At 47.7% G+C, this 24,626-nt stretch carries 20 protein-coding genes, 1 tRNA gene and 1 pseudogene; 11 read left to right on the top strand and 11 right to left on the bottom strand.

Features of this window, described 5'->3' with window-relative positions; genetic code table 11:
• Positions 1 to 51: 51 nt before the first annotated feature.
• From AB7D94_RS00850 to AB7D94_RS00840, 3 genes are all read left to right on the top strand, one after another.
• Complete coding sequence (locus AB7D94_RS00850) at positions 52 to 849, top strand: hypothetical protein (RefSeq protein WP_420263745.1); 798 nt, start codon at positions 52 to 54, stop codon at positions 847 to 849.
• A 3-nt stretch (positions 850 to 852) separates the two neighbouring features.
• Entirely contained in the window at positions 853 to 1,326 is a 474-nt protein-coding gene (locus AB7D94_RS00845) for a type II toxin-antitoxin system VapC family toxin (protein WP_420263744.1), read from the top strand.
• Between the two features lie 123 nt (positions 1,327 to 1,449).
• A complete protein-coding gene (locus AB7D94_RS00840; RefSeq protein ID WP_420263743.1) occupies positions 1,450 to 3,021 on the top strand; it encodes a peptide-binding protein in 1,572 nt (523 codons plus the stop codon).
• 31 nt (positions 3,022 to 3,052) lie between these two features.
• On the opposite strand, the gene AB7D94_RS00835 is transcribed toward AB7D94_RS00840, so the two are convergent.
• The gene (locus tag AB7D94_RS00835) at positions 3,053 to 4,573 is read right to left on the bottom strand and encodes a glycosyltransferase family 39 protein (RefSeq protein WP_420263742.1); all 1,521 of its coding nucleotides are present in this window, start codon (positions 4,571 to 4,573) and stop codon (positions 3,053 to 3,055) included.
• A gap of 283 nt (positions 4,574 to 4,856) precedes the next feature.
• On the opposite strand from AB7D94_RS00835, the gene AB7D94_RS00830 reads away from it, so the two are divergent.
• The gene (locus AB7D94_RS00830; protein ID WP_420263741.1) at positions 4,857 to 5,504 is read left to right on the top strand and encodes an NlpC/P60 family protein; all 648 of its coding nucleotides are present in this window, start codon (positions 4,857 to 4,859) and stop codon (positions 5,502 to 5,504) included.
• A 54-nt stretch (positions 5,505 to 5,558) separates the two neighbouring features.
• On the opposite strand, the gene AB7D94_RS00825 is transcribed toward AB7D94_RS00830, so the two are convergent.
• The 4 genes from AB7D94_RS00825 to AB7D94_RS00810 all read right to left on the bottom strand — a co-directional run bounded on the left by AB7D94_RS00825 (position 5,559) and on the right by AB7D94_RS00810 (position 12,669).
• The gene (locus AB7D94_RS00825; protein WP_420263740.1) at positions 5,559 to 5,831 is read right to left on the bottom strand and encodes a hypothetical protein; all 273 of its coding nucleotides are present in this window, start codon (positions 5,829 to 5,831) and stop codon (positions 5,559 to 5,561) included.
• Between the two features lie 101 nt (positions 5,832 to 5,932).
• Positions 5,933 to 7,177 carry an MFS transporter gene (locus AB7D94_RS00820; protein ID WP_420263739.1) on the bottom strand — a complete coding sequence of 415 codons (1,245 nt, stop codon included), beginning with the start codon at positions 7,175 to 7,177 and terminating at the stop codon, positions 5,933 to 5,935.
• A gap of 6 nt (positions 7,178 to 7,183) precedes the next feature.
• Positions 7,184 to 8,422, bottom strand: a complete 1,239-nt coding sequence (locus AB7D94_RS00815; RefSeq protein ID WP_420263738.1) for a type I glyceraldehyde-3-phosphate dehydrogenase — start codon at positions 8,420 to 8,422, stop codon at positions 7,184 to 7,186.
• 32 nt (positions 8,423 to 8,454) lie between these two features.
• Entirely contained in the window at positions 8,455 to 12,669 is a 4,215-nt protein-coding gene (locus tag AB7D94_RS00810) for a PEP/pyruvate-binding domain-containing protein (protein ID WP_420263737.1), read from the bottom strand.
• 209 nt (positions 12,670 to 12,878) lie between these two features.
• On the opposite strand from AB7D94_RS00810, the gene uvrA reads away from it, so the two are divergent.
• Both uvrA and AB7D94_RS00800 read left to right on the top strand, forming a co-directional pair.
• Positions 12,879 to 15,401, top strand: coding sequence for an excinuclease ABC subunit UvrA (uvrA, locus tag AB7D94_RS00805; protein WP_420263736.1), 2,523 nt, complete (start codon positions 12,879 to 12,881; stop codon positions 15,399 to 15,401).
• A 4-nt stretch (positions 15,402 to 15,405) separates the two neighbouring features.
• On the top strand, positions 15,406 to 15,582 hold the full coding sequence (locus tag AB7D94_RS00800) for a hypothetical protein (RefSeq protein WP_420263735.1): 177 nt from the start codon (positions 15,406 to 15,408) through the stop codon (positions 15,580 to 15,582).
• Between the two features lie 110 nt (positions 15,583 to 15,692).
• Here the strand turns inward: AB7D94_RS00800 and AB7D94_RS00795 are convergent.
• The 3 genes from AB7D94_RS00795 to purQ form a co-directional block, all read right to left on the bottom strand.
• Positions 15,693 to 15,769, bottom strand: a tRNA-Pro gene (locus tag AB7D94_RS00795).
• Between the two features lie 68 nt (positions 15,770 to 15,837).
• A complete protein-coding gene (gene selA, locus AB7D94_RS00790) occupies positions 15,838 to 17,250 on the bottom strand; it encodes an L-seryl-tRNA(Sec) selenium transferase (protein ID WP_420263734.1) in 1,413 nt (470 codons plus the stop codon).
• A 15-nt stretch (positions 17,251 to 17,265) separates the two neighbouring features.
• The gene (gene purQ, locus AB7D94_RS00785) at positions 17,266 to 17,967 is read right to left on the bottom strand and encodes a phosphoribosylformylglycinamidine synthase subunit PurQ (RefSeq protein WP_420263786.1); all 702 of its coding nucleotides are present in this window, start codon (positions 17,965 to 17,967) and stop codon (positions 17,266 to 17,268) included.
• A 140-nt stretch (positions 17,968 to 18,107) separates the two neighbouring features.
• Between purQ and rpmH the strand changes: the two genes are divergently transcribed.
• The 5 genes and pseudogenes from rpmH (at position 18,108) to AB7D94_RS00760 (ending at position 23,099) form a co-directional block, all read left to right on the top strand.
• Positions 18,108 to 18,251 (top strand): 50S ribosomal protein L34, encoded by a 144-nt coding sequence (gene rpmH, locus AB7D94_RS00780; protein WP_085052390.1) that lies wholly within the window; start codon positions 18,108 to 18,110, stop codon positions 18,249 to 18,251.
• Complete coding sequence (rnpA, locus tag AB7D94_RS00775; RefSeq protein ID WP_420263784.1) at positions 18,248 to 18,592, top strand: ribonuclease P protein component; 345 nt, start codon at positions 18,248 to 18,250, stop codon at positions 18,590 to 18,592. The genes rpmH and rnpA overlap by 4 nt, the downstream gene beginning before the upstream one ends.
• Positions 18,589 to 18,798, top strand: a complete 210-nt coding sequence (gene yidD / locus AB7D94_RS00770; protein WP_420263733.1) for a membrane protein insertion efficiency factor YidD — start codon at positions 18,589 to 18,591, stop codon at positions 18,796 to 18,798. The genes rnpA and yidD overlap by 4 nt, the downstream gene beginning before the upstream one ends.
• Before the next feature lie 295 nt (positions 18,799 to 19,093).
• Positions 19,094 to 20,458: pseudogene (gene yidC, locus AB7D94_RS00765) on the top strand (membrane protein insertase YidC); the annotation flags it as partial.
• Positions 20,459 to 20,483: 25 nt separating this feature from the next.
• Entirely contained in the window at positions 20,484 to 23,099 is a 2,616-nt protein-coding gene (locus tag AB7D94_RS00760; RefSeq protein ID WP_420263731.1) for a CBS domain-containing protein, read from the top strand.
• 8 nt (positions 23,100 to 23,107) lie between these two features.
• On the opposite strand, the gene AB7D94_RS00755 is transcribed toward AB7D94_RS00760, so the two are convergent.
• The 3 genes from AB7D94_RS00755 to AB7D94_RS00745 form a co-directional block, all read right to left on the bottom strand.
• On the bottom strand, positions 23,108 to 23,431 hold the full coding sequence (locus AB7D94_RS00755; protein ID WP_420263730.1) for an HMA2 domain-containing protein: 324 nt from the start codon (positions 23,429 to 23,431) through the stop codon (positions 23,108 to 23,110).
• A 109-nt stretch (positions 23,432 to 23,540) separates the two neighbouring features.
• Entirely contained in the window at positions 23,541 to 23,918 is a 378-nt protein-coding gene (locus AB7D94_RS00750) for a hypothetical protein (RefSeq protein WP_420263729.1), read from the bottom strand.
• Position 23,919: 1 nt separating this feature from the next.
• Positions 23,920 to 24,387 carry a hypothetical protein gene (locus AB7D94_RS00745; RefSeq protein WP_420263728.1) on the bottom strand — a complete coding sequence of 156 codons (468 nt, stop codon included), beginning with the start codon at positions 24,385 to 24,387 and terminating at the stop codon, positions 23,920 to 23,922.
• Between the last annotated feature and the right edge of the window lie 239 nt (positions 24,388 to 24,626).

The raw sequence follows: 24,626 nt of genomic DNA, 5'->3' as shown, positions 1-24,626 counted from the left end.
TACTCTATAATCATGGCAGCAAGTAGTGTGAAAACCCAAGAAGAGGAGACTATGACAGGACATATAGTGACAGAATCTGGAATATCCTCCGGCATGATGGGCAAAACAATAAACAATACAATTGCGCTTGCCTTAAAGGGCGAGAATATTACGTCTGATAAGCTGAGGGACAGCATCAGCGCGTTTTATGACTTTGTCACTGAGATATCGGCACAAGTCTCTGGCATGAGAGAACCTGTAAAATGGATTGTAACTGTCAGGCATGGTAGTGTAATATTACTTAATAATCCAGTAGTTAAAGAAGAAAATATCGATATTATTGAAAAAACAGTTGACGCGTTACACTATGGCATCACTAATTTAGAAAATAAAACCGAGAGACCGGCATATTTTACTGATAAGGCATTGGAACTTTTACAGAATCTTGTGTCTGTTTCGAGTGCGGGAAGCGATGAACTCACTGAAATTAATATCGCTATTAATAGAGGTTTCCATGTCTTAACAAGGCGTGCTACCGCTAACATTGATACAATTTTGGGTTTGCGTTACAAGAGTTTAGGTTCGGTAGAGGGGACACTACAAACTATCTCAGAAAGAGGCGGCCTTAAATTTACGATTTATGATTCTTTAGACGATAGACCTGTCAGATGTTATATTCCGGAGAACCTCCGTTGCGAGGCATTGGATGTAGCGGCTAAGGCGTTTGGACAACGCATATATGTATTCGGTATGATTAGTTATGATCAATATGGGACACCTAAAACTATTCAAGTCCGTAAATTGAGATTGTTTAGGAAAAAAGAAGATATTCCATCTGCCGAGCAAATATGCGGCATATTAGGAGAATAGTTATTGAAACTACGGTATTGGGATTCGTGTTGTTGTTTACGTTGGCTAAAAAAAGAATCGGGATATGAGAAGTGTGAAGGAGTCATTGCAAAAGCCGAAGCGGGAGAGATTAAAATAGTGACATCCGTATTGACTATGGCTGAGGTAATCTATTTAAGGACTGAGCCAAAAATAGACCGACGTAAGTCAGATGAGATTTGTAGTTTTTTTGATAACGAATATATCGTCCTGATTAACGTTGACCGTCACATCGCGGAATCATCAAGAAATCTATTATGGGATTACGGTGCCCTTCGACCTAATGACGCAATACATATAGCGTCCGCTATAGAGGCCGAAATCCCCATTATAGACACTTTTGATAAATATCTGATAAACCTTAATGGTAAAATAGGCAAGCCTCCACTGATTATAGGACAACCAGACATCCCTTTTCAGGAAGAGATTGATTTCGAAAATGGTTTGTTAAATATCTGATCATCTGTAGAAACTAAAATTATAATGAAAACCATACATATCGCAAAGATATTATTTTTAATATTGACCCTTATCCTGTGCGAGTGTGATTCGCGGACGGGGGGGCAAAATCAGGCAGCCCCTTTGCCTCAACCTGCCTCAGATGGCAAGCCCGCCTATGGGGGCACATTGGTTGAAGGCGTGACGGCAGAGCCGAATGTCCTTCTGCCCGTGCTGGCTGGTGACAGCGCCTCGCACTCCGTCTCCGGCAATATCTTTAATGGCCTCGTAAAATATGCCCCTGACCTCAGCACTATTAGTGACCTTGCAGAAAGCTGGGACATCTCCTCCGACGGCCTCACTATTACCTTTCACCTGAGAAAAGACGTCCACTGGACAGACGGCACAGCATTTACCGCCGAAGATGTCCTCTTCGGCTATCAGACAATCATCAGCGACAAGACCCCTACGCCATATAAAGAGGATTTCTTGCAGGTGAAGACCGCCGAGACCCCCGACAACCACACATTCAGGGTGACATACGGCAAACCCTTCGCACCGGCACTGAACAGTTGGGGTGACCTTGTGATTTTACCAAAACACCTCCTTGCGGGTGTGGATATAACCAAGACCCCGTTAATCAGAAATCCCATCGGCATGGGGCCGTATAAACTCGACACATGGGTCAGCGGGCAGGAGCTTACGCTGTCGTCCAACCATGATTATTTCGAGGGCCGCCCCTATATAGACAAGTATGTTTACAGGGTAATACCAGACCAATCCACCATGTTTATGGCGCTTCAGGCCGGGGAGGTTGACCTCATGGGGGTTACGCCGATTCAATACAAGAGGCAGACTGACTCCCCGTATTTTAATGCCCATTTTAATAAATACCGCTATCCGGTCTTCTCCTATACATACCTCGGATTCAATTTAAAGCATCCTTTTTTCGCAGATAAACGGGTCAGACAGGCAATCGCCTATGCGATAGATAAAGAGGAGATAATAGACATTGTGCTCTATGGACTTGGCACGGCGTCAACCGGCCCGTACGTACCGAACACATGGCCATACAACCCTGCAGTAAAAAAATACCCGTTTGACCCCGAAAGGGCAAAAACCCTGCTTGCTGAGGCTGGCTGGAAGGACGGCGCTGGTGGTATTTTAACTAACAACGGCGTCCCGTTTGAGTTTACCATCCTTACGAATATGGGCAACCCCCTCAGAATGAAGACCGCCGCGATTATCCAGTGGAAACTCAAGCAAGTCGGCATAAAGGTAAACATTCGCGCCCTTGAGTGGAGCACGTTTCTGAATGAATTTATTGACAAAAAGCGGTTTGACGCCGTAATCCTTGGCTGGGGGATAGGGATGGACGGCGACCAGTATGATATTTGGCACTCAAGCAAGACAAAGGAGAAGGAGTTCAATTTCGTAAGTTATGCTAACCCCGAAGTTGATGAACTCCTTGAGACAGGTCGGCGTACGTTCGACATTGAAAAGCGCAAGGCGGCATACTATAAAATTCAGGAAATCCTTGCTGATGAACTCCCGTACGTGTTTCTCTATGTCCCTGATGCACTTGTTGTCGTGAACAAAAAATTCATGGGTATCAAACCCACGACAATTGGCATAGGCTATAACCTGCCGAAATGGTACGTGCAGACACAGAGTCCTGAAGCCGCCAACGGGCGGCAGATGAAAATCAATAAATAAAACGTTGGCAAAAATACGGGGTGAAGGGGGATTATCCCCCTTCGTCGTTGATCCTTATTCCCCTGAAGACACCCTGCATTGCCATCAGAATAAATATAAAATCAATGACCTTGACATGCCTCGGATGCCCGTAGAAGATTATCGTAATCAGAAAGAAATTCAAAAATAATATCGCAAATGACGCGGGGACATTGACGTAAGATTTCTTAGTAATCACATAGGATACGCAAAAATACACGATAAATATATAGATGAGAAGTGTGGCACCTGGCATGAGATTAATAATATTAGCAAAAACCAGCGCGGCAACCGGTGGCAGATTTAATTTAAACACCACCACACAAACCGCAAAGACTGTCCATACTATATAAATTACCAACAAAAACGCCAAAATATTTTTTATCCATTTACTAACGCTATCAAAAAATCTAAGCGTACTCATAATCATTGCGTAAAGGAGAAACAGGACGGCGGCTTTGAAAAAAAAGAACCCGCTAAATCCTGAGTTTATCTTGTTGACGAATATTGAGGGCAACAGATTTCTATGGTTCAGATAATACAAAACGACCTTAATCGGGCCTGGAAGCGGTTTAATTTCTGGCCTTTGATAAAACGCGTCAAGGGGTTTGGCGTGCCATGTGCCGTCTTTTGAGACAGTGCTGTTGGTCTCAAGCAGGAGCTGCCCGCCCTCGGTGGAGATAAAGATTGCCCTACCCTCTTTTACGCTGGCAAACGCCGACCACGAAATGATAACAAACGCGACCCCCAATACGAAGGCCAAAAGCGGCACAGGCCCAAGCCGCCGCCGTCTAACCAAATACAGGAAATAAAAAAACGTCAGAACCGGCGTGAAAATAAGAGAACCCTTAACCAGAATTCCCGCCCCCATGACAGCACCAAGCAGGGCAGCGGCGGCGGCAGACGACTTTCTTTTTTCCCATAGAACGAACATAAGCACACAGAGAAAAGCTGAAAACATAATAAGCGGCTCAGTCAACAGCTCGTCCTGCATATTGTGGATATACACATACGTGCTCATCAAGATAGCGCCGGAGGCGACCCCCGCGGCAAACCCACTCAACCGCCAATATGCAAAGCCAACAAAGGGCAGAAAAGCGGCAATTAAGATTACGAGAAACACCTGAGAAACCCGCGCCACTTTTGGCGATACGCCGAATATCTTATATAACAGGCCGAGAAAGACGGGGTATCCGGGTGTCCTGTAGAAATTATAACTACCGCCGCGGCTTCCAATCTCAAGAAAACTCTCATAGCCTTTAAGTCCGGCATCGCCAAAGACCTGGTCGCCGGTCTGGGTGAATTTATAGAAACTAAACTCCTCGATAGCGCCGAATTTCAGGCCATGTCCAGCGGCAAAATTCGCCGCCATTGACTGATACTCCCACGTATCCCAGCCAAATCGGGCGGAATCGCTGAACTCTATCCCTGCCGTCTTAAAATAAATATAAGCGCCGAAAGAATACGCCCCCATCAAAAGCACACAAAGCAGCACGACAACCGTGCCTTCCTTTAGTTTGGTTAATCCGGCCACGAGTAAATGTTATGCCTTTGCCAATGATTTTGTCAATTTGACGAAGAGCCATCCAGCCTAAACAAAGCAACGAGAAGTTGACACATTTCTTTAAAAAACGCACACCGCGTTTTCCATGACGGTGTTGACCAGCAGCAGTTAAAAAACTGGTACGGCAATTGCATATAAAACATGTGAGTCAGCAATTAGAACTAAGACATTGGCACATCGGCCTGTGTCTTTGCGGTTATGGCGTGTGAGAACACGACGGTGGCAGCCAATAAATTGACGGAGGTTATATATTATGATTAGGCGACATTATAAGGCGTTTGTGGTTATTATTTCATTAATTGTGTTAACAAGCTGCTCCTCTGCTACCCGCGAGGTGAAAAGGACTATCCCGCCCGTTGTTGCCCCCCCACCGGTGGAAGACCCATATGACGTTATGGAGAAAAATGTACCCACCCTCTCGAAAATTTATCTCGGCAAGGGTTACAAGTTGGGCGCAAACCCTGACAAACTCGTTGAGTCAGACTGTTCCCATCTTGTATGCGCGATAGCAAGAAACAGCCTGATCGGCACCAACTACGAGTTTAAGCCCTACTACTTCCCCTCGTGGAAGATATATGAATATACGTATGAAATCGAAAAATCCGAGACGAGACCCGGTGATATAATCTTCTTTAGAGATGTGCAAAAGAAGCAAAACCACCTCGGCCTTATCACCCAGAAAAAAGACGACACGATATTTTTTGTCCAGGCGTCGTCCTCCTCAGGCGTCATAGAACGCTCAACACAGTCCGAGGGATGGCTCTATTATTGGAGGAAAAGATTCGACTCCTTCAGACGCTGGAAGAAAGAGGTGTTCGCAGATAAAGACTCTGAAAAAAGTAATGCCTCAACGCTTATCAAGCCGACTCAGCTCAGCACTAACGCCATATCCGGCAACTGAGACTAAACCCGGCGCGATACCGCACACAGCGCGCCAGGCAAAGACTATAATTGCCTAGTGGCGGCGTTCATCGTTATGTTTTAGTTTGCTGATATCGCTCTCCAACCTGTCAAGCTCGTGATGTACCCGCTCTTTATCATGATGAGTAAGCCTTCCCTCTGCCTTCATGCGGTCAATATCACCAAGAATCCTGTCAAACTCACCATGCAGCCTCTTTGCCTCATGATGTGTGAGCGACCCGTCCCGAATCCCGTGCTCAATCCTTTCCTTTGCGTGTGCAACCCTCTCGTGTATCCCCGCGTGCCAATCCCTCTCAGCATAGGCCAAAGCCGCCGACTATGCCAACGGCCCCCGCCGCACTAGTCAACCATAAAAATATGAGGCTTGTCAATACTCGTGATATTAAAGGTTTTTTTCCGAAGGAATCTTTATGTTTTTTGCGGGGATTTAACCCTCGACAATAAGATAAGTCCTGCAACAAAAAACACTGAAATAGACACTATTGCCGGGCGCTGGCTCTTGAAATACGCAGACGTCATGCCAAATAACAAAGGCCCTAATATGGCCGAAGTCTTTCCTATCATCGAATAGACGCCAAAATACTCGGATTCTCGCCCCTCTGGAATAAATCCCGCAAAAAATGCCCTCGACGCCGCCTGAACCGTCCCAAGCCCAAGCCCTGCCGTGGTGGCTACCACAAAAAACTCCGCCTTCGTCGTGACGAAATATGACACTATCGCCACAGCACTCCACAACACCAGCGATATGGATATGACCCTCTTCGGCCCCCACACATCTATCGGCTTTGCCATAATCATTGACCCCGCAAAGGCCGTCACCTGCACCGTCATAAACAAATATATCAGTTCGGCGTTATCGAAATTCAACGTCGCGGCGGCAAATATACTGCAAAACACGGTTACCGTGTTCATACCGTCCTGGTACATGAAAAAAGAGAGGAGAAATCGCCTCAGCTCCCTTTGCCTTAACAATTCCCGCAGTGACCCTAATATCCGCGTGGCATTGTATATGGCAGCCTCAACAATGGGTCTGCCAGCCCCTTGCGTCTTATTATCGCCGGGCAAATTAATAAACGCCGGCAACGCAAATACAACAATAAACACCGCCACAAGCGGCCACAGAAGGCTTAAATTCTCTGACTTCACAAGCGGCAGCGCCATTATCAGGGCAGTAAACGACCCAATATAGCCTAATCCAAACCCCCACGCCGATACCCTCCCCTGATGTGACCTTTCGGCTATCACCGGCAGGTATGAGTTATAAAACACCATCCCGCCCTCGTGGCCGATATTGGCGGCAACCATCAACAAAAACCCCGTTACCACCATCCCCGGCACAAGCGCCGACATGCACACAACAGAAACAACCGCCAATACTGAATAACCGATCAAAAACTTTTTACGAAGCCCACCATAATCAGCTATGCCGCCTAAAAATGGGGAACTCAGGGCCACAAACGCCATACTCAGGGAAATCGCCCTGCCCCACCACAAATCCCCAAGTCCGGAGGCGTTTCCTACGATGACCTTTACATAATAAACAGGGAATATTACTGTGGCGATGATGGCGGAAAAACTTGAATTGGCGAAGTCATAAAGGCACCAACTGAAAATCTCCCTGCTGAACAGACGGTTGTCTCCAGCCCTGTTCACAGCCCGCTAAAAATCCTCCGCAGCCATTGTTGTAAGCATTGAGAGGGCGTTTACGTAACTACCCATTTCGTTGTCGTACCAGCCGTATATCACGGCCTGAGTCAGGGGAATGCGTACCATGTTGTCTTTCAGGCCTTCAAGTATTTCTTTCTTCACTCCAACCAGACGCCCCGCGTCGAAGGTTATCTCGGCCGTGCGCGTGTGCGTCTCGTGCGCCTCAATTATCACGGCGGCAAGGGGCATCGAGATTATATCGCTTGACACGTTTTGCTCCTCAGAGTAAACGACAAGCCTGTGCGGGGAGTTTTCGGCGGCCTCTTTATAGATACCGTTGATGTAGTCACGGTCAACTATAATCCTGTCGGGTTCCTCCTGAATATTGACGACCAGAATGACGAGTGAGCCGGTGGTCGTGGGGATTCTTACAGATTCGGCGATAAACCCAATTTGCGACATCTCAGGGATAACAAGCGCAAGAGTGTCAGCAGCGCCGGTGGTCGTAAGGATAATGTTGTTAAAAATGCTGCGGTTCTTTCTTAAATCCTTGTCTTTGGGCTTGGCAAGGCGGTCAAGCACCTCCTGAGTACCTGTGGCGGCATGGACGGTGGCCATTGAGGCGGTAAGAATCTTCTTTGGCCCTATTTTATTTATCAGTGGTTTAAACATGTGGGCAAGGCAAGTCGTAGTACACGAGGCCGCCGAGATAAATCTGTGCCTGGCCGGGTTATAGTCATGCTCATTTATTCCCATGACAACCGTTACGGCGTCATCCGGCATGGGTTTGGACTTGTCCTTTATCTTAAACGGGGCGCTGAGAATGACCTTCTTCGCACCAGAGTCGAGGTGCCCGGCAAGGGCGCCTTTAGGGTCGTCGGCGGGGATGGTGGGATCAACAAACGCCCCCGATGACTCAACAACGACTTCCACTCCGTGCCCTGCCCAGCCTATGTCTTTGGGGTTTCTCGATTTCCTCAACACAGTGACCTTTACACCGTTTATCGTCATCGTCCCCGTACCGTCATCAATGTTGGCGATTGCCGGCTGGTCTTTAAAGCCATACAGATACTTCCCCAACGATCCATACGTGGAGTCCCTGCCGATGTAATAGGCGATGTCATTAAGCGACGTACCAACGGCGCGACCAACATTCACCACTATCTCATCAAAATCCCGTGCCGCCACATGCCGCCACAATACGAGTTTCCCAATCCTTCCAAGCCCGTTTATGCCTAATCTTCCACCCATTCTATCTCATCTCCTTTTTGCTTATCCTCATTCTATCTTATCCCCTTCTTGCATATCTTCATCTCGCCCTCATAGACAGCCCCATCAGCGGCGTCTATGCTTATAAAATCCCCTGAGGCCACAGTCCTCTGGTTCAGGACAAATCTCTTTTCCTTTTCATAAAATAGCATCTCTACGCAGCCAACCACGCATGTCTTGCCCAGCCGGTATGCCACAATTGCCGCGTGGCTCGTTGCCCCGCCGCGCGCTGTCAGAAGGCCATCTGAGGCAGAGACCTCGTTGATGTCGTCCGGGACGGTGTCCCTTCTTATCAGAATCAGCCGCGTCTGCGGCTCTGTCTCTCTGTAATATCTTATGTCTTTCATCGTAAATACCGCGCGCCCTGCCATCGCCCCGCCGCTTACCCCGATGCCATGCCCAAGCAGACGCCCTGATAACTCTGCGGTTATCTCAAACTGATGTTCATGCTGTTTTTCCCTTATTTCCATATCTCTGGACTGCAATATATAAACATCTTCTTTAAGTCCGCCCTCAAACGTAAATTCTATGTCCTGGGGATTCCACTGCCTGTCTTCTATCAGGAAACGGGCAGTTTTGACAAGCTCTTCATATACCTGAGGGAAGCGTTTTTCAAGAGAATCCTCAACAGACCTGTTTTCCCGCCTCGCCTGATTAATGGATAGGGCATGTGTCTGCACCAACCCGGAGACGATGTCATCGCCCTGGACACATATGCCATAATCACCCCACGGCTTAAGCTCATACTCCGAGAGCTTGGGATTGTGCGTAAACAGTACCCCAGAGCCTGATTTGTCATCAATATTGCCGTATACCATGCGTTGAACCGTCACGCTTGTACCCCAGTCGTCAGAGATTCCTATTATCTTTCTGTAACTTTTAGCCTTATCTGTATCCCATGAATCCAATACCTTTCTAATGGCAATATAAAGCTGCTCTTTAGGTCTTTCCTCTACGTTAATCCCCTTTCCAACTACGAAGTCCTTATAGGACATGGCTATTTCTCTCATCTGCGCCGACGTAAAAACCTTTTTGAAAGACACATGGTATTGGTCTTTATAAAGATTCATTATGGCGTCGAAGCTGTCGCGGTCTAAGCCGAAGGACATGCCGTAGTGTTGGATAAACCGCCGGTAGCAGTCCCACACAAACCACTCCCTGCCTGCGTTCATACCCCTGCCTGTGGCCTCTATCATCCCCCTGACTATGGCCTCATTCATACCCACATTTAAATAGGAATCAAGCATACCGGGCTGCGATATGGCAGAGCCACTCCTTACGGAGACAAGAAGCGGATTATCAGGATTGCCAAATTCCTTGCCTGTAAGTTTTTCCAGTCTGGCAATCTCGACATCCACCCGTTCTTTGAAATTCTTATCGGCAGATTCATATATATCGAACAGTTCCCGGCACTTAAAGGCATCGGTAGTTATCAAAAAACCTGGGGGAATTCTCAGCCCCAGCAACCTCATTCTCATAAGATTAAACCCCTTGCCGCCCATGTGAATGATGGTAGATACAGCGGTAACAGGTTCAACGATTGAGGTGACAGCCTCCTCTGGATTATACATTACGAGCAGGTGGTGCTTATCGGGGGGAATCCTCTGTGCCTCACGCCGCAGTGTGCTGAGGATTCTGGTTATAAACACATCAAGGCTCTGAAGCCCCAACGACGATGCAATAGTGTCCCTCAGAAATATCTCCGATACCCTGTTAAATAATCTGGAATCATCCTCGGCGTGATACTTGGGAAGCAGCTTTTCCTTAGGCAATATATCCAGAATAGTCTTGAGGGTTTCCATGTGCATATTATTAAAGTAATCATTTACAATATTTCTCATAACATGCGATAATTCCTTAAATATATCAACAAACTGAGAAAACGTAAATCCCCTTACCGACAAGGCCGTCCCAAGCAGATAGAGTTGCCTGTCGAACTCCCGGACGGCAATGCCGTCAATTATCAGGGCCTGTTTGTAGAGTTTCAGGTAATCGTAAATCCTGCATAGTGTGGCGCGCGTGATAAAATTCAGATCAAACCCTTCTATCAGCTCCTCAAAGAGGGTATTGACAAGGGTTTCGAGCCTGAAGGTAAGCCCAAGCGCGTCGAATTTCACCTCATGGTAGCTGCCGTACATGGAGGGTATCTCAGTGGAGATATGGCGCTTCCGGTAAATATCCTCACGCACCTCGAATTGCGTTGGCGATTGAATCAGCTCTTTAAGTTTTACTAAATGTTCAAGTACTCCTGCAAGTTTGTCGTAGGTGTTTGGCTCCGAAATAGCCTTAACGAGGTTGCCAAGCTCGGGGAAGGCGCTGCTGTGAACCTGCGCAATTACACTGTCTATTTCACTGAAGCCGGAGCTGTATTTCTGGTGAAGGAGTTTATAAAAGGAGATAGTAAGGGCAACCTTCTCAACATCAGCGGCGTAATCCTGCCCTATAGCATTGACAACGCCACCAAAATAATCATCCCCAAGGGTTAATAAATCGCTGACACATCGCAGCCCATGTAGTTGAAATATCTGATTAATAACCGTATGGACGCCGTCAACGTATTGGCCTGAATTTTCCTGCTCCGAATAGATATCCGGCGGTAGGTACTGCCTGAGCACCTCCTTATTACGGGTCATCCAGAACTCAAGGGCGGCCTCCACGACAGAGAGAATCTTGTTGGAGCTTTCCACGTGGCTCTGTTTTCTGAGAAAGTGGACAAGGGTGTCATGGCGGTTACAGGCCTCGTCCATTCTGGTGGAGATATCCCGCAGTTGCCCCTCTGCGCCCAATTCGTTAAAATAGGCGGGGTAAAGCCTCATAAGCTGCTTCACTAAGTTATAGACCAGGCGTATATCAGAATTTAAGAAATTCGTAATATCGCGCGGGAATAAATCCGTGTCCTTGATTATAACGCCGCAGAGGGAAAGGTTTACGATAAGAGATGAGATGAGTTTTTTAGACCACATGGGGTTGAGCCTTATGAGTTCCATATATGTGCGAATGTTATCTATGTGGGCTGAGTTGCCGATTATCTGCCAATCGTTGCTGATGCCCCCGAAATCCGGGGTTTGAAATCCAAGCGATAGAATCGAGTGGTTAAAGAAATTCACAAGCGCGGTGTTATTACTTTCGTAAACGCCCTTGCCCATGTTCAGCACACTGCGCAACACTGTGGCAGGGTATTGCCCTACGGTGTTTTTCAGTATGCTGATTGTTTTTTGTATCAGCGCCTTGTTGTTGTCATAGTCATCGTGGTTAATCAGGTATTTGATTATCCTGTTAATCTCCCTGATAGTCTCTTCGTGAATTGTGGAAAGCCCGGGGGTGTTCATTATATGAAAAAGGAAGATAAGCTCATACTGATGTTTTATTTTTTCGTCCAATTCATCTAATTGGCCCTGGTATATAACCGAGGGGATCTTATTAAAATGAGCGACGATGTCCCCGTACCCAGGCAAGTCAATCATTTCTTTAAGTTTATCTAGTAACGCTTTGTTTTTATTGTCAACAATACCATCAAGACATGAGGCGTAACCATTAATTCCCTCGTGGGAGATGGGCTGCAATATATCTGACATCAGCGGGTTAATTTCCTTGCCTATGTCCTCGGCAAACCAGTCCTTTGGATTTTTTTCGGTGAGCCAGTATGAGTAGGTAAACCGCAGATAATGAATCATAAGTGAGTTAATTTTATCGAACTCTGAATCCTCAGCAACACAGTCATAAAACAATCCGGCAAGTCTGTTTAATCGGTAGTGGCTTTTAGCAATGATAATAAACCGCTCATCTGGCAGCTCGTCTGCCAGTACAAAACCGCGATTGGCAACAGAAATATATTTTTTTTCAATGTCCTTAGGGGCGTCTTTAATAAGTTTCTGGCTAAACAGATAAAAGAGGCTGAAGGCGTCGGAGCGAACCTGCTCGTCTTTTGCGGAGTTGATGGCCTCAAAAATAACATTCATATAGAGTACCGCCGCCTCAGGCCCTTTTGGATGGGTGCTAAGCTCATAGAAATATCCCAGGCAATACGTCCATGTCTCTTTGACGATGTACTGCCAGTTCTTGTAGGGGTGGCAGAGTTCTTTTAAATAAACGGTAAGACCGTCCTGAAGTCCGTGATAGCGCGCCATGACTTCTTGTATAGGTTCATACATAGGGTCAATGTCCACATTGACGCTGTAATCCGCAATATTAATCTGCAGTGCCCGTGAGGACTTCGCTTTCTCTGTCATCAGAGGTATTGTATCATATTACACAATATCAGTAAAAGCCCCCCCGGAGTACTGAAGCCGCCAACGGGCGGCAGCCAGAAATAAATAGACAAAACGTGGCGAGATTTACGGGGTGAAGGGGGGGTTACCCCCCCTTCGTCGTTAATCCTTTAAAAGAATTGCACGGTTGCTGCCAAATAAGTTATATTAGCAGTTGTATTTACGATACTATGCAAGAAAATATAGTTATAAAAGGGGCAAGGGAACACAACCTCAAAAACATAAATCTCGATATACCGAGAAATAAGTTTATCGTAATCACCGGGCCGTCTGGTTCGGGCAAGTCCACGCTTGCCATTGATACGATATTTGCCGAGGGCCAAAGGCGCTATGTTGAGAGCCTTTCAGTCTATGCGAGGCAGTTCCTTGGCGAGATGCAGAAACCTGATGTGGATTCAATTGAGGGACTTTCGCCGTCCATAGCGATTGAGCAAAAAACTATATCCAGAAGTCCGCGCTCCACAATTGGAACCCTCACAGAGGTTTATGATTATCTGAGAGTGCTCTATACAAGAATTGGAAAACCCTTTTGCTACAACTGCGGCAAGGCCATCATATCACAAGACACTGAGACCATCCTTGAGACTGTAAAAACACTGCCGCAGGGCACAAGAATACAAATACTCTCCCCGATAGTCAAAGAGCGCAAGGGACTTTATACAGCAGAACTTCTCGCAATGCGCCGCGAGGGTTTTGTGCGCGCCCGCATAGACGGTGAAATGCGTGACCTGACCGAGGACATAACCCTAAACAAAAACAAGCGCCACACCATAGAAATCGTCATTGACCGGCTGATAATCAAGACCGGCGTAGATAGAAAACTCAGGGAGGCGGTGAACTCCGCCATGAGATTCAGCTCTATTGTGGTACTAAACCTGATTGAAGACAACACTGATATAGTCCTGTCAAAGACTATGGCATGTCCTGATTGCGGCATAAATATACCGGAGCTGACGCCGATGTTTTTTTCATTTAACAGTAACCTCGGCGCGTGTCCTGAGTGCAGGGGGATAGGCTATGAACCCCTCAATGAAGACGATGACACACCGTTGCTTTCCCTTAAAACGTGTTCTTTATGCGGCGGACTGAGATTGAAAAAAGAGGCGCTGAGCATTAAAATCGGAGGTCTGAATATCGGGGAACTGACGCGGATGTCTATAAAGGCCGCCGGTGATTTTTTGATTACCCTGGCTCTCAACGACAGGGACAGGTTTATTGCCGCGCGCATACTCAAAGAGATAACCAACCGCCTCATGTTTATGGAAAAGGTCGGCCTCAACTATTTAACGTTGAACCGGCTTGTGTTTTCCCTGTCAGGGGGTGAGGCGCAGCGTATACGCCTTGCCACGCAGCTCGGCTCCTCGTTATCAGGGGTATTATATGTCCTTGATGAGCCAAGCATAGGGCTTCACCCGCGCGACTGCGCCAGGCTGATTGATGGCCTGAAGGAGATAAGAGACAGGGGCAACACCGTAATAGTCGTGGAGCATGACGAGGAAACCATCCTGTCCTCTGACGTAGTGATTGACATCGGGCCGGGTGCTGGCCTAAGGGGGGGGCATGTGACGGCCATGGGCAGTCCTGATGAGATAATGAAAAACGAAAACTCACTGACCGGCGCATACCTTAGCCGCGCCGTGACAATCGAAATCCCCGACGCCCCGAACACAAGGCGAACCCCCTCCGGTTACATAACAATAACCGGGGCATGTGAAAACAACCTGAAAGACATTGACATTAAAATCCCCCTTGGGGTCTTTATTTCGGTAACAGGGGTATCGGGTTCGGGGAAGAGTACGCTCATTCTTGATACGCTTTACCCTGCCCTCTGCAACACACTACTACGGAGCGGGTTTAGCGAAGGACGCCACAAGGGCATAACCGGCACAGAGCAGATTAACAGGGTTATTAGCGTTGACCAATCGCCAATTGGCAAGACCCAGCGCTCCAACCCTGCGACATATACCGGCATATTTACCCATATAAGGGAACTGTTTTCAGCACTGCTCGAATCGAAGACAAAGGGATATAAAAACTCACGATTCAGTTTTAACGTAAAAGGCGGCAGATGCGAGACATGTAAGGGGGCGGGGATAAGAAAATATGAGATGCACTTCCTGCCGGACGCACATGTGCAATGTGACACATGCGCTGGCAGGAGGTTCAATCGTGAGACACTGCGCGTACGTTATAAGGGGAAAAACATATCTGACATACTTTCAATGACGGTAAGCGAGGCGGGCGGGTTTTTCGCGCCGATTGCGCCGTTAAGGGAAAAACTAATGCTGTTGGAGGAGGTCGGACTGGGTTACATCCACCTTGGGCAGCCTGCAACCACGCTCTCAGGGGGCGAGGCACAGCGCCTCAGACTATCGCGTGAACTAACAAAACGAGCAACCGGCAAGACACTCTACATCCTTGACGAACCCACCACGGGGCTTCACTTTGTGGATGTCGAAAGGCTGCTGCGAATAATCCATCGTCTCGTGGCGCTTGGCAATACGGTAATAGTAATAGAACACAACCTTGACGTGATTAAATTCTCCGACCATATTATAGACCTCGGACCTGAGGGAGGCGACCACGGCGGATACATCATAGCCGAAGGCACACCGGAGGAGATTATGCAAAACCAGCGTTCGGCAACGGGGGAATATCTCGGGAAGAGAATGTGTGGAACTACCGGAGGGTAAGGGATTGAAAGTAACCATCGAAAATGATAGCAATGATGACGCTTGCGCTACGGGTAAATGGGCAACAATAGCACAAGCGATTGCAGAGGAGAATTTGTTGGGAGGGCAAAGTGAGGAGTTCTTGAAATTTACAAAAACATTTAGAGATGATTTTGTTTTTAAAAGTAATCTTACTGAATAGACGATGCAACAATATCTTTTAGACACAAACATTGTCGCATACATGGAGGATAAATATTCGTTCGGCGTAAAGCCAACCATTCAGCGCCTTCAACAGATTTTCTATAACCTTGGTCGGGGCGACTGGATTCGAACCAGCGACCACACGGTCCCGAACCGTGTACGCTACCGGACTGCGCTACGCCCCGATTTCCCGGATTACTAACCCGCTCTATTATACATTGTTGGCACGGCAAATATCTATTTCAAATATCACTTAGGCCACACGCCATGTCTTTGACATATCTATTATGGCCTTGACTTCTTTATCATTTACTGTTCTGGCGTCCAGGACAAGCATATCGCCTCTTATCCTCGCAATAACAGGGGGATTTGAACTCCTCAGGCGGGCCTCAAGCTCATTGACCGTCTGCCCCTTGGGCCTCAACGTGACGGCATACGTTGCGAACTCATGCCCTGGAAGCGACCCGCCACCCGCATACGACGAATCCTTTATCATCGCCACTTCCAAAGAACCGGAGGTTTGGCCCTTTATCCCAGCGGCAAGGCGCACCGCCCTTTTCTTTATCTCTTTTATGTCCTCGGTGAGCATTCTTAAAACGGGTATGTTCTTGAATGATTTGTCAGCGTCCACATATTCCATCAACGTGGCCTCAAGCGCCGATATGGCAAACTTATCAACCCTCACCATGCGCGCCAGAGGATGCGTTCTCACGGCCTCAATTAAATCTTTCCTTCCCACGATTACCCCGCACTGCGGGCCGCCAAGAAGCTTATCAGCGCTGAATGTTATTATGTCAACACCCTTTTTTACAATGTTCCCAACCACCGGCTCATCGTGCATACGATAGGGAAGAAGGTCTGCGAGGCAGCCGCTTCCAAGGTCGTACATTACCGGAATGCCAGCCCGCTTAGCGACGGCGGCGATTTCCTCAATACCCACCTCCTCCGTAAATCCCGTAATCTGAAAGTTCGAGCGGTGTACCTTTAATATTACAGCAGTATTTTCTGTTATCGCCCTTTCGTAGTCATAGAGGTGCGTCTTGTTCGTAGTGCCTATCTCTTTGAGGACTGCACCTGTGTGTGCCATTATGTCAGGGATTCTGAACGAGCCGCCGATTTCCACAAGCTCTCCCCTTGATATAATGACCTCCCGGCCTTTAGCAAGGGCAATCAGACACAAAAACACCGCCGCGGCATTGTTATTTACCACAAAGGCATCCTCTGCCGCCGTCAAATCCCTTAAAATGCCCTGGATGTGGACGTAGCGCTTGCCCCTCTTGCCAGTTTTGAGGTCATACTCAAGGGTCGAATATCCTGAGGCAACAAGGGCGGTGTTTTCAATGGCCGATTTACACAGCGGTGCCCTGCCGAGGTTCGTGTGAATCACTATGCCGGTTGCGTTTATCACCGGGCGCAGACTAAAGGATGTGTGCGCTGAGAGCCGGTCTTTTGCTATTGATATGAGAGATGTCACCGTGACTGTTTGAGATTCACCGCTTAGTATCTCTGTTCTTTTCGTATCAACGGCGTCGCGCAAGGCCTTCAGTACCAGATTTCTTGGGTATTCTTTTAGCCATTTAATGGCCTTGGGGATTTTTAACAGGCTGTCAATTGACGGGATATTTTTCAGTATGGCCGATTTTGTCTTATTTATATTTTCGTTCAATGTCTTATGCACCTTCTATGTGCTGCTTTCTATGTATTGTACAACGGATTCAAAGAGCAGCCTACCATCAGAATTTCCAAGGATTTCCTCTGAGGCGCGCTCCGGGTGGGGCATCATGCCAATGACATTGCCTTCCTTATTTGATATTCCGGCTATATTAAGGAGCGAGCCGTTGGGGTTTGCCTCATCAGAGACATTGCCGTCCTTGTCGCAGTAGGTGAAGATAATCTGATTGTGTTTTATAATATTTTCAACTGTGCTGCCAGAGGCAAAATAATTGCCTTCGGCATGGGCAATTGGCAGCCTGACCACCCTGCCCTCTTTGTATCCGGAGGCAAAAGGGGTCTTCTTCGGGTTGGCCACCTTTACAAAGACGTCTTTGCATATGAATTTGAGCGCCCTGTTTCTAAGCATCGCCCCCGGCAAGAGACCAGACTCAAGGAGTATCTGAAAACCGTTACATATGCCGATGACAAATCCACCGTCGTTTGCGAAGTCTGTAACCGCCTTTATAATCGGCGAAAACCTGGCAAGCGCCCCCGCCCGCAGATAGTCGCCGTGGGAAAACCCACCCGGTAAGACCACGACCTTCACGTCTTTATCTATGCCGCTTTCCTTGTGCCAGATAAAACGCGCAGGACGGCCAATGACGTGTCTGACAACATGATAACAATCATGGTCACAGTTGCTGCCCGGGAAAACCACTATCGCAAACATTTCATCTATGTTATACGAAGGGAGGTTTTTTGTCAATACTGCGGCGCAATCGCTGAAAAAGTTTTATTTGCCTTGACAAAAGTTGATTAACCGGTTATAATTCAGTTTCAAAAAAATAACGGTCATTAAAGGAACTGAATATGGGTGGAGCTTATACTACGTATCATCCTCATAAGATTAAGAGGAGACGCAAGCACGGTTTTTTGCATCGCATGAGTACTAAGGCTGGACGTAAGCTGATTAATCGCAGGAGGGCAAAGGGACGCAAGAGCTTAAGCGCCTGAGCACATTAGAAAGCCTTAAAAAGAGTTTTGAATTCAAATACGTATTCCATAACGGCAGGCGGTATAAGGCCGCCCACCTTGGCGTTTATATCTCAAAGGGTAAGAAACGCGGAGTGAGAGTTGGCCTTGTCGTGAGCAAACGCGTCGGTAACGCCGTTGTCAGGAACAAGGTTAAACGGCGGTTTCGTGAGGCGATGAGGAATCTTCCCGTGGTTGACGCCTTTGGTGTGCCTTTGGACATTGTGCTGCTTGCCGGGCCGACTACCCCTCAGGCCGCTTATAGAGATATCTATAAGGAATTGGGGTTCGTGCTTGAAAGGCATTATGCGGCGTTGAAATGAAAAAGATAATCATCTTTGTGATTTGGCTTTATAAGGCGGCGGTCTCACCGTTTCTGCCGCAGAGTTGCCGGTTTGATCCATCGTGTTCAGAGTACGCCGCGGTGGCCGTCGAAAAGTATGGCGCGCTGAAAGGCTCCGGCATGGCCGTTCTGAGGATTTTGAGATGCCATCCCTTTAGCGAAGGCGGCTATGACCCCGTTAAATAGTTCTTTTATTAGAAGGACATTTACAGGTTTCAAAAATATGAATATTAAAAGGTAACCTATATAACTATGGAAAAAAGGGCACTCGTTGCAATCGTTCTTTCTATCTCAATCTTAATGCTGTACCAGTTTTTTTATGTCAATCCGAGGATGAAGGAGGCATCAAGGATTGCCGCCGCCATAGACAATCGCACAAAGGCCCCTGCTGTGGCCTCATCAAAGGCGCAGCCGTCCACCATCCCCCCCCCCCTCACCCGCCGTGGCCCCCGCGGCCGGCAAGACAGAGGCGGGTTCTATAGCCCCTCCGGCGGCAGCAGCCCCACAGGCCAGGACTATTAAGGTTGACACTCAACTATATACCGCCCAAATTTCCACCAACGGCGGCGTTGTCACGTCGCTTAAACTCAAGGACTATAAAGACAAAAACGGCAGCGAGATATATCTTATTGATGAAAAGGCAAAAATCCCCGCCCTTGCCTCAGGCTATAATACCGATTTTACATTTATGAAGGCCGCCTTTATTACGACCTCACCGGACAGCCTCACGCTCACCGGACAGGAAACCAAACAACTGGCCTTTGCCCTTGACTACAACGATGTCCATATAAAGAGGACATTCACGTTTTACGGCGACAGCTATAAGATTACCTTAAAGGACGAAGTCGCTGGCATAGACGACTACTATATTACCACTGGCAGCGATTTCAGCTCTGAGGGTGCCGACAGCTACGGTGCCCACAACGGCCCTGTAATCCTCAAGGATATGGACAGGATAGAACTTAAGACTGACAAAAAACTGGACGGCATAAAACTCTACGACGGCAACATCAAGTGGATAGCACAGGAGAATAAGTACTTTTTCGACGCCCTTGCTCCATTGACTCCGACCAAAGGCGCTCAGATGTGGAATGACGGCGATAAATCAATACTCGGCGCGATTAAGACCGGCGCAGGCACAAACGAATTCATGTTCTACGCCGGCCCGAAGAAGTACGAGGTCTTAAAATCCATTAACGCCTCCTTTGAGCATATCGTTGACTTTGGCTTTTTCTCTATCATAGCGAGGCCGATTTTCTGGATGTTGATGTTCATAAATAAATACATCGGCAACTTCGGATGGTCAATAATATTGCTTACCCTTATCATAAGAATCCCGTTTATTCCATTGATAAACAAGGGGCAATCGTCAATGAAGAAACTCCAGAAGGTGCAGCCCCTGATGAATGAAATCAGGGAGAAATACAAGAAAGACCCCCAGCGTATGCAGACTGAACTGATGGCGCTGTACAAGAAACACAAGGTAAACCCAATGGGCGGGTGTCTGCCGATGCTCGTGCAGATACCTGTGTTTTTTGCCCTCTACAAGGTGCTGCTCGTGTCCATTGAACTTAGGGGCACGCCGTTTATGCTTTGGATAACAGACCTCTCGGCCAAGGACCCACACTATGTGCTTCCCATTATCATGGGCGGCACGATGTTCCTGCAGCAGAAGATGACGCCTACCACTATGGACCCCACGCAGGCGAAGGTCATGATGTTTATGCCCGTTATATTTACATTTATGTTTTTGAGCTTCCCCTCCGGGCTGGTGCTCTATTGGCTGGTAAGCAATGTACTGAGCATAATTCAGCAGGTTTACATAAACAAGAAAAAGACCGTCTGACATGCACGAGCCGCGGTAACTGGCAATGGACATCATCACATGCCACACAAATGCCGACTTTGATTGTCTTTCCTCTATGGTTGCGGCAAAGAAACTCTTCCCTGAGGCAAAGATAGTCTTGCCCGGCGCCGCCGAAAGGCCGCTTAGGGAGTTCTTAAAGGCCTTCCCGATTGAAATCTCAAAAGTGAAGGAAATAGATATCTCCCTGATTACCCGTCTGATAATCGTTGACACAAAAGACCCTGAGAGGATTGGCGATTTTAAACAGATATTAGGCAAGCGGGGCATTCAGACATTTATATACGACCATCATGCCGCCCGACAAGGAGATATTGCAGGCACGGTTTCATTAGTCGGGGCCATTGGGGCAACGGCAACCCTGCTCACTGAGATATTGCACTCAAAAAACATCCCATTATCACCGATAGAGGCCACTATATTGTGTCTGGGCATATATGAGGAGACCGGCTCGATGCGCTTCTCCTCGACAACTGAACGGGACATGCTCGCAGCGGCCTATCTGCTCAGGCGCGGCGCAGACCTCAATATCGTCTCGACATTCATCAGGCCGCAGTTGAGCAGAGACGACCTTGAGCTATTAAATGAGTTATTAGCGTCTCTGTCTGAGGCCATAGTCCACGGCATAAGGGTGAAGATAGGGGCAGCCTCAAGGGAAAACTACTCAGGAGACGCCGCCTTCATAGCCCATGCCATTATGGACATGGAGGACATTGACGCGGTGGTGTTGATATTAAACATGGCCGGTAAGACCATGCTCATTGGACGAAGCAGGGTGTCCGAACTTAACATAGGCGATGTCATGCGGCGCTTTAACGGCGGTGGGCACCCCTCGGCGGCGTCCGCCTCAATGAAAGAGACCATCGCAGATATAGTCAAAGAAATGGTAATTACAACCCTTCACGAAATAATCAGGCCGGAAAAGTCGGCAAGGGACGTGATGACAAGCCCTGTTATTTCCATTGTCTGGGACTCGACTATTAAAGAGGCCGAGGCGCTTTTGACCAAATACGAGATAAATGTCCTGCCCGTAATAAAAGACGCGCAGTACGCCGGTACAATATCAAGAGAGATAGTGGAAAAGGCGCTGTTTCACGGCTTTAGGACGAGCAAGATAGACGACTTTATTACGACCGACGCGATTACGATGCCCCCTGAGGCCGCCATAGGAGATGTTGAGGCCGCGATGGTTGAGAGCAATCAGCGGTTTTTGCCCGTTATTAGCGGTGCCATGATAATAGGGGCAATTACAAGGACAGACCTGCTTCGCTCTCTTTACGAGGGACACATCAGGAGGAGCCGCATAGAACAGGCCCAATTCGAGAGTAAACATCCCACCGGCAGGTCTCTCGCCACAATCATGCGGGAACGTTTCCCGCCGTATGTGTATAAGATACTTCAGACCGTGGCGGAGGTGGCGGAGGAAGTCGGCGTGTCGGCCTATCTGGTAGGCGGGTCAGTGCGCGATTTACTAAGAGGGGAGCAGAATCTCGACATAGACATAGTAATTGAGGGCGCGTCAATCAAATTTGCCTCAGCGCTTTCGAAGGTTTTAAATGGCAAACTAAAGACGCACGAACGGTTTCAGACAGCAAAGGTATTCGATATTAAATTATATAATTGCGGTGATTTTTCGATAGACATCGCGGCTGCCCGCACGGAGTACTATGAAAGCCCTGCCGCCCTGCCGCAAGTGGAGATGTCCTCCATCAAGAAGGATTTATATCGGCGGGATTTCACGATTAACACCCTTGCCGTGTTTCTTAATAAGAGGGATTTCGGGCGTCTGATAGATTTCTTTGGCGCCCAGCGCGATTTGAAGGAACGGACGGTCAGGGTACTGCACAATCTGAGTTTCATAGAGGACCCGACGCGCGCGTTTAGGGCGGTGAGGTTTTCCGAGCGATTTGATTTCAGGATAAGCAAGCACACAGAGAGGCTGATAAAGACGGCAATCAGGTTTAACCTGTTTGAGAAGCTATCGGGTGCACGGCTTTACGATGAGCTTATGTTGATATTCAGGGAGGCCGACCCGATAAAGGCACTGCGGAGGCTTGAGGGGTTTGGCCTCCTGAGGGCCGTCCACGCGGAGCTACGGTTTTCGAGGGAGTCAGTCGCACTATTTCAGCGGGTGAGGGAGACAATCTCGTGGTACAATTTGCTGTTCAGGGAGGACAAGATTGACATTGGGGTGTTATATCTGATGGCGCTGATTGTGCCGCTGACAGCGGATGACCGTGAGGCCGCCCTTCAGAGGCTTGCAACCCCTGACACAATTAAGAAACACATCCTCTTAGGCCTGGCCAAACTCAACGAGCCGTTCTACTACAAAGACCCTGTCTCGGTGTATAACCACCTTATGGGCACATCGTTAGAGACGGCGATATTTTTGATGTCAACAGCAGAAAACGACCAAAAGAGAAAATCAATATCCATTTTTCTGACAGAGCACAAGGACATGAAACCGGAGCTAAAGGGCAACGACTTAAAAACCCTAGGCATCCCCCCCGGCCCGATATACACAGAGATATTTACGGCCATACTGGAAGAAAAACTAAGGGGAACCCTCACCACAGCCGAGGAGGAGCTGGCCCTGGTAAGAGGGCGTTTTGTAAAACAGTAACATTATCTTTACAACAATCCGTCAGAAATAATCTCTACGATTACCCTGGCTGCCTCCTCAGCGCCTTCTTCAACCACATCGTCGGAGGTTACTGCCTTCATCAGATCAAAATAGCCGTTAGATTCCAAAATGCCGATGAGCTTTTCGCAGTTCATTTTTTTCTCGTTATAGTGCATTAAGGCACTGCCGGTATAATAATTCGTTTCAACCTTTTCTATGCCGGAAACTGAGGCTATGAACTTTTCGAACCCCTTAATCTCCTCACGGTTGTTATGGAGACGTGGACTCTGAATTCTAAGCCTTCCCGGTGTAGCGCTAATATAGTAAGTCATGCTCAGAGCAATTCGACATAGGGTTATTAGTCCTTAAAAATGTCATCAGCACTTCCACGCCATTTATGATTTCCGTTAAGTCCTCTTCAAGCGGCTTCATAATGATATTCTACCGTCTCAAATGAAGCTGTGCTCTGTCCGCCAGTTCTATCGCTTTCAACTTGATTTCAGACTTTTCCTCAGGCCAGCCCACTATGTTGGCATGACGAGGAGGGTCATCATTGGCGTCAACATCAAGACCCGAATCGTTCACATTTGATACTTTGATATCCGCACGTGCCAACAATGTACGTTCACGAAGGATTCCCACCTTATCACCAAGCTCCCACACTTCAGGGTCGGCAAGATCGAAAATGCGAAACACAGATAAGAGTTTGTTTGATGGCGGCATAAAAGCGGAATATCTTACATGTTCATCCGAACTTCTAAAATCATTTTTGGAGAATATGAACCTCGTTAAATTTTCTGACGTATCTACCTTAACCATATTACAACGAATATAATCTCATAAGATTCTGTATAATCGTACTCGGCAATATTCCACTGAAACGCTCTGAGCCGTGCACCTTATTACCGGCAAATAGTCCCGCATAAGTAATTCGTTGTTTACCACTTACGCTCATAACAAAAACCTGCCCATTTCCTCTGTACCATTCAAAACCTATGTCGCCGGTTGGCTCGGCAACAATCTCCGGTGCTGGGATTGAAAGTGGGATTGAAAAAGCGAGCGCGTCAATTATCCTCTGCGCCTCTTCGAATGCGTCTTCGGTAACGGCACATGCGCCATAACCGTCCCAATCCACGCTTGAGCACTCCTTGTATATGTCCAACAAGGAATCGCGCATCTTACGCAATGGAAATCCACAAGTTATTGCCCCATCTTTAAGCGGATACTTAACCACCGATTCGTCTCTTTTCATGATGATTATTATAACTATAACCAGAAGTTTTTTCAATGATTTTCTTACACCCCCAGCCCTCCAATATCACGGTAAATTTGTTCTGACGGATAAAACAAGTTCTCATGGGAAGTTGCAATGATTTCCAGACTGTTCTCTTCTTTGTCTGTCATTCCGGCTTGTCCGGAATCTGTCCTTATATCTCAGAATAGGCAAAATCATCATAAAACAACCATTTAAGTGACGATTCCGGACAACAGACTGTGTCACAATAGTAAAGCAGCCCCCCCCCCCCC

The sequence above is a fragment of the Candidatus Magnetominusculus dajiuhuensis genome (assembly GCF_046044395.1).
GTDB classification, from domain to species: Bacteria; Nitrospirota; Thermodesulfovibrionia; order Thermodesulfovibrionales; family Magnetobacteriaceae; genus Magnetominusculus; species Magnetominusculus dajiuhuensis.
The sequence above is the reverse complement of the archived record's forward strand: the minus strand, read 5'-3'. Positions and strand labels throughout refer to the sequence as shown.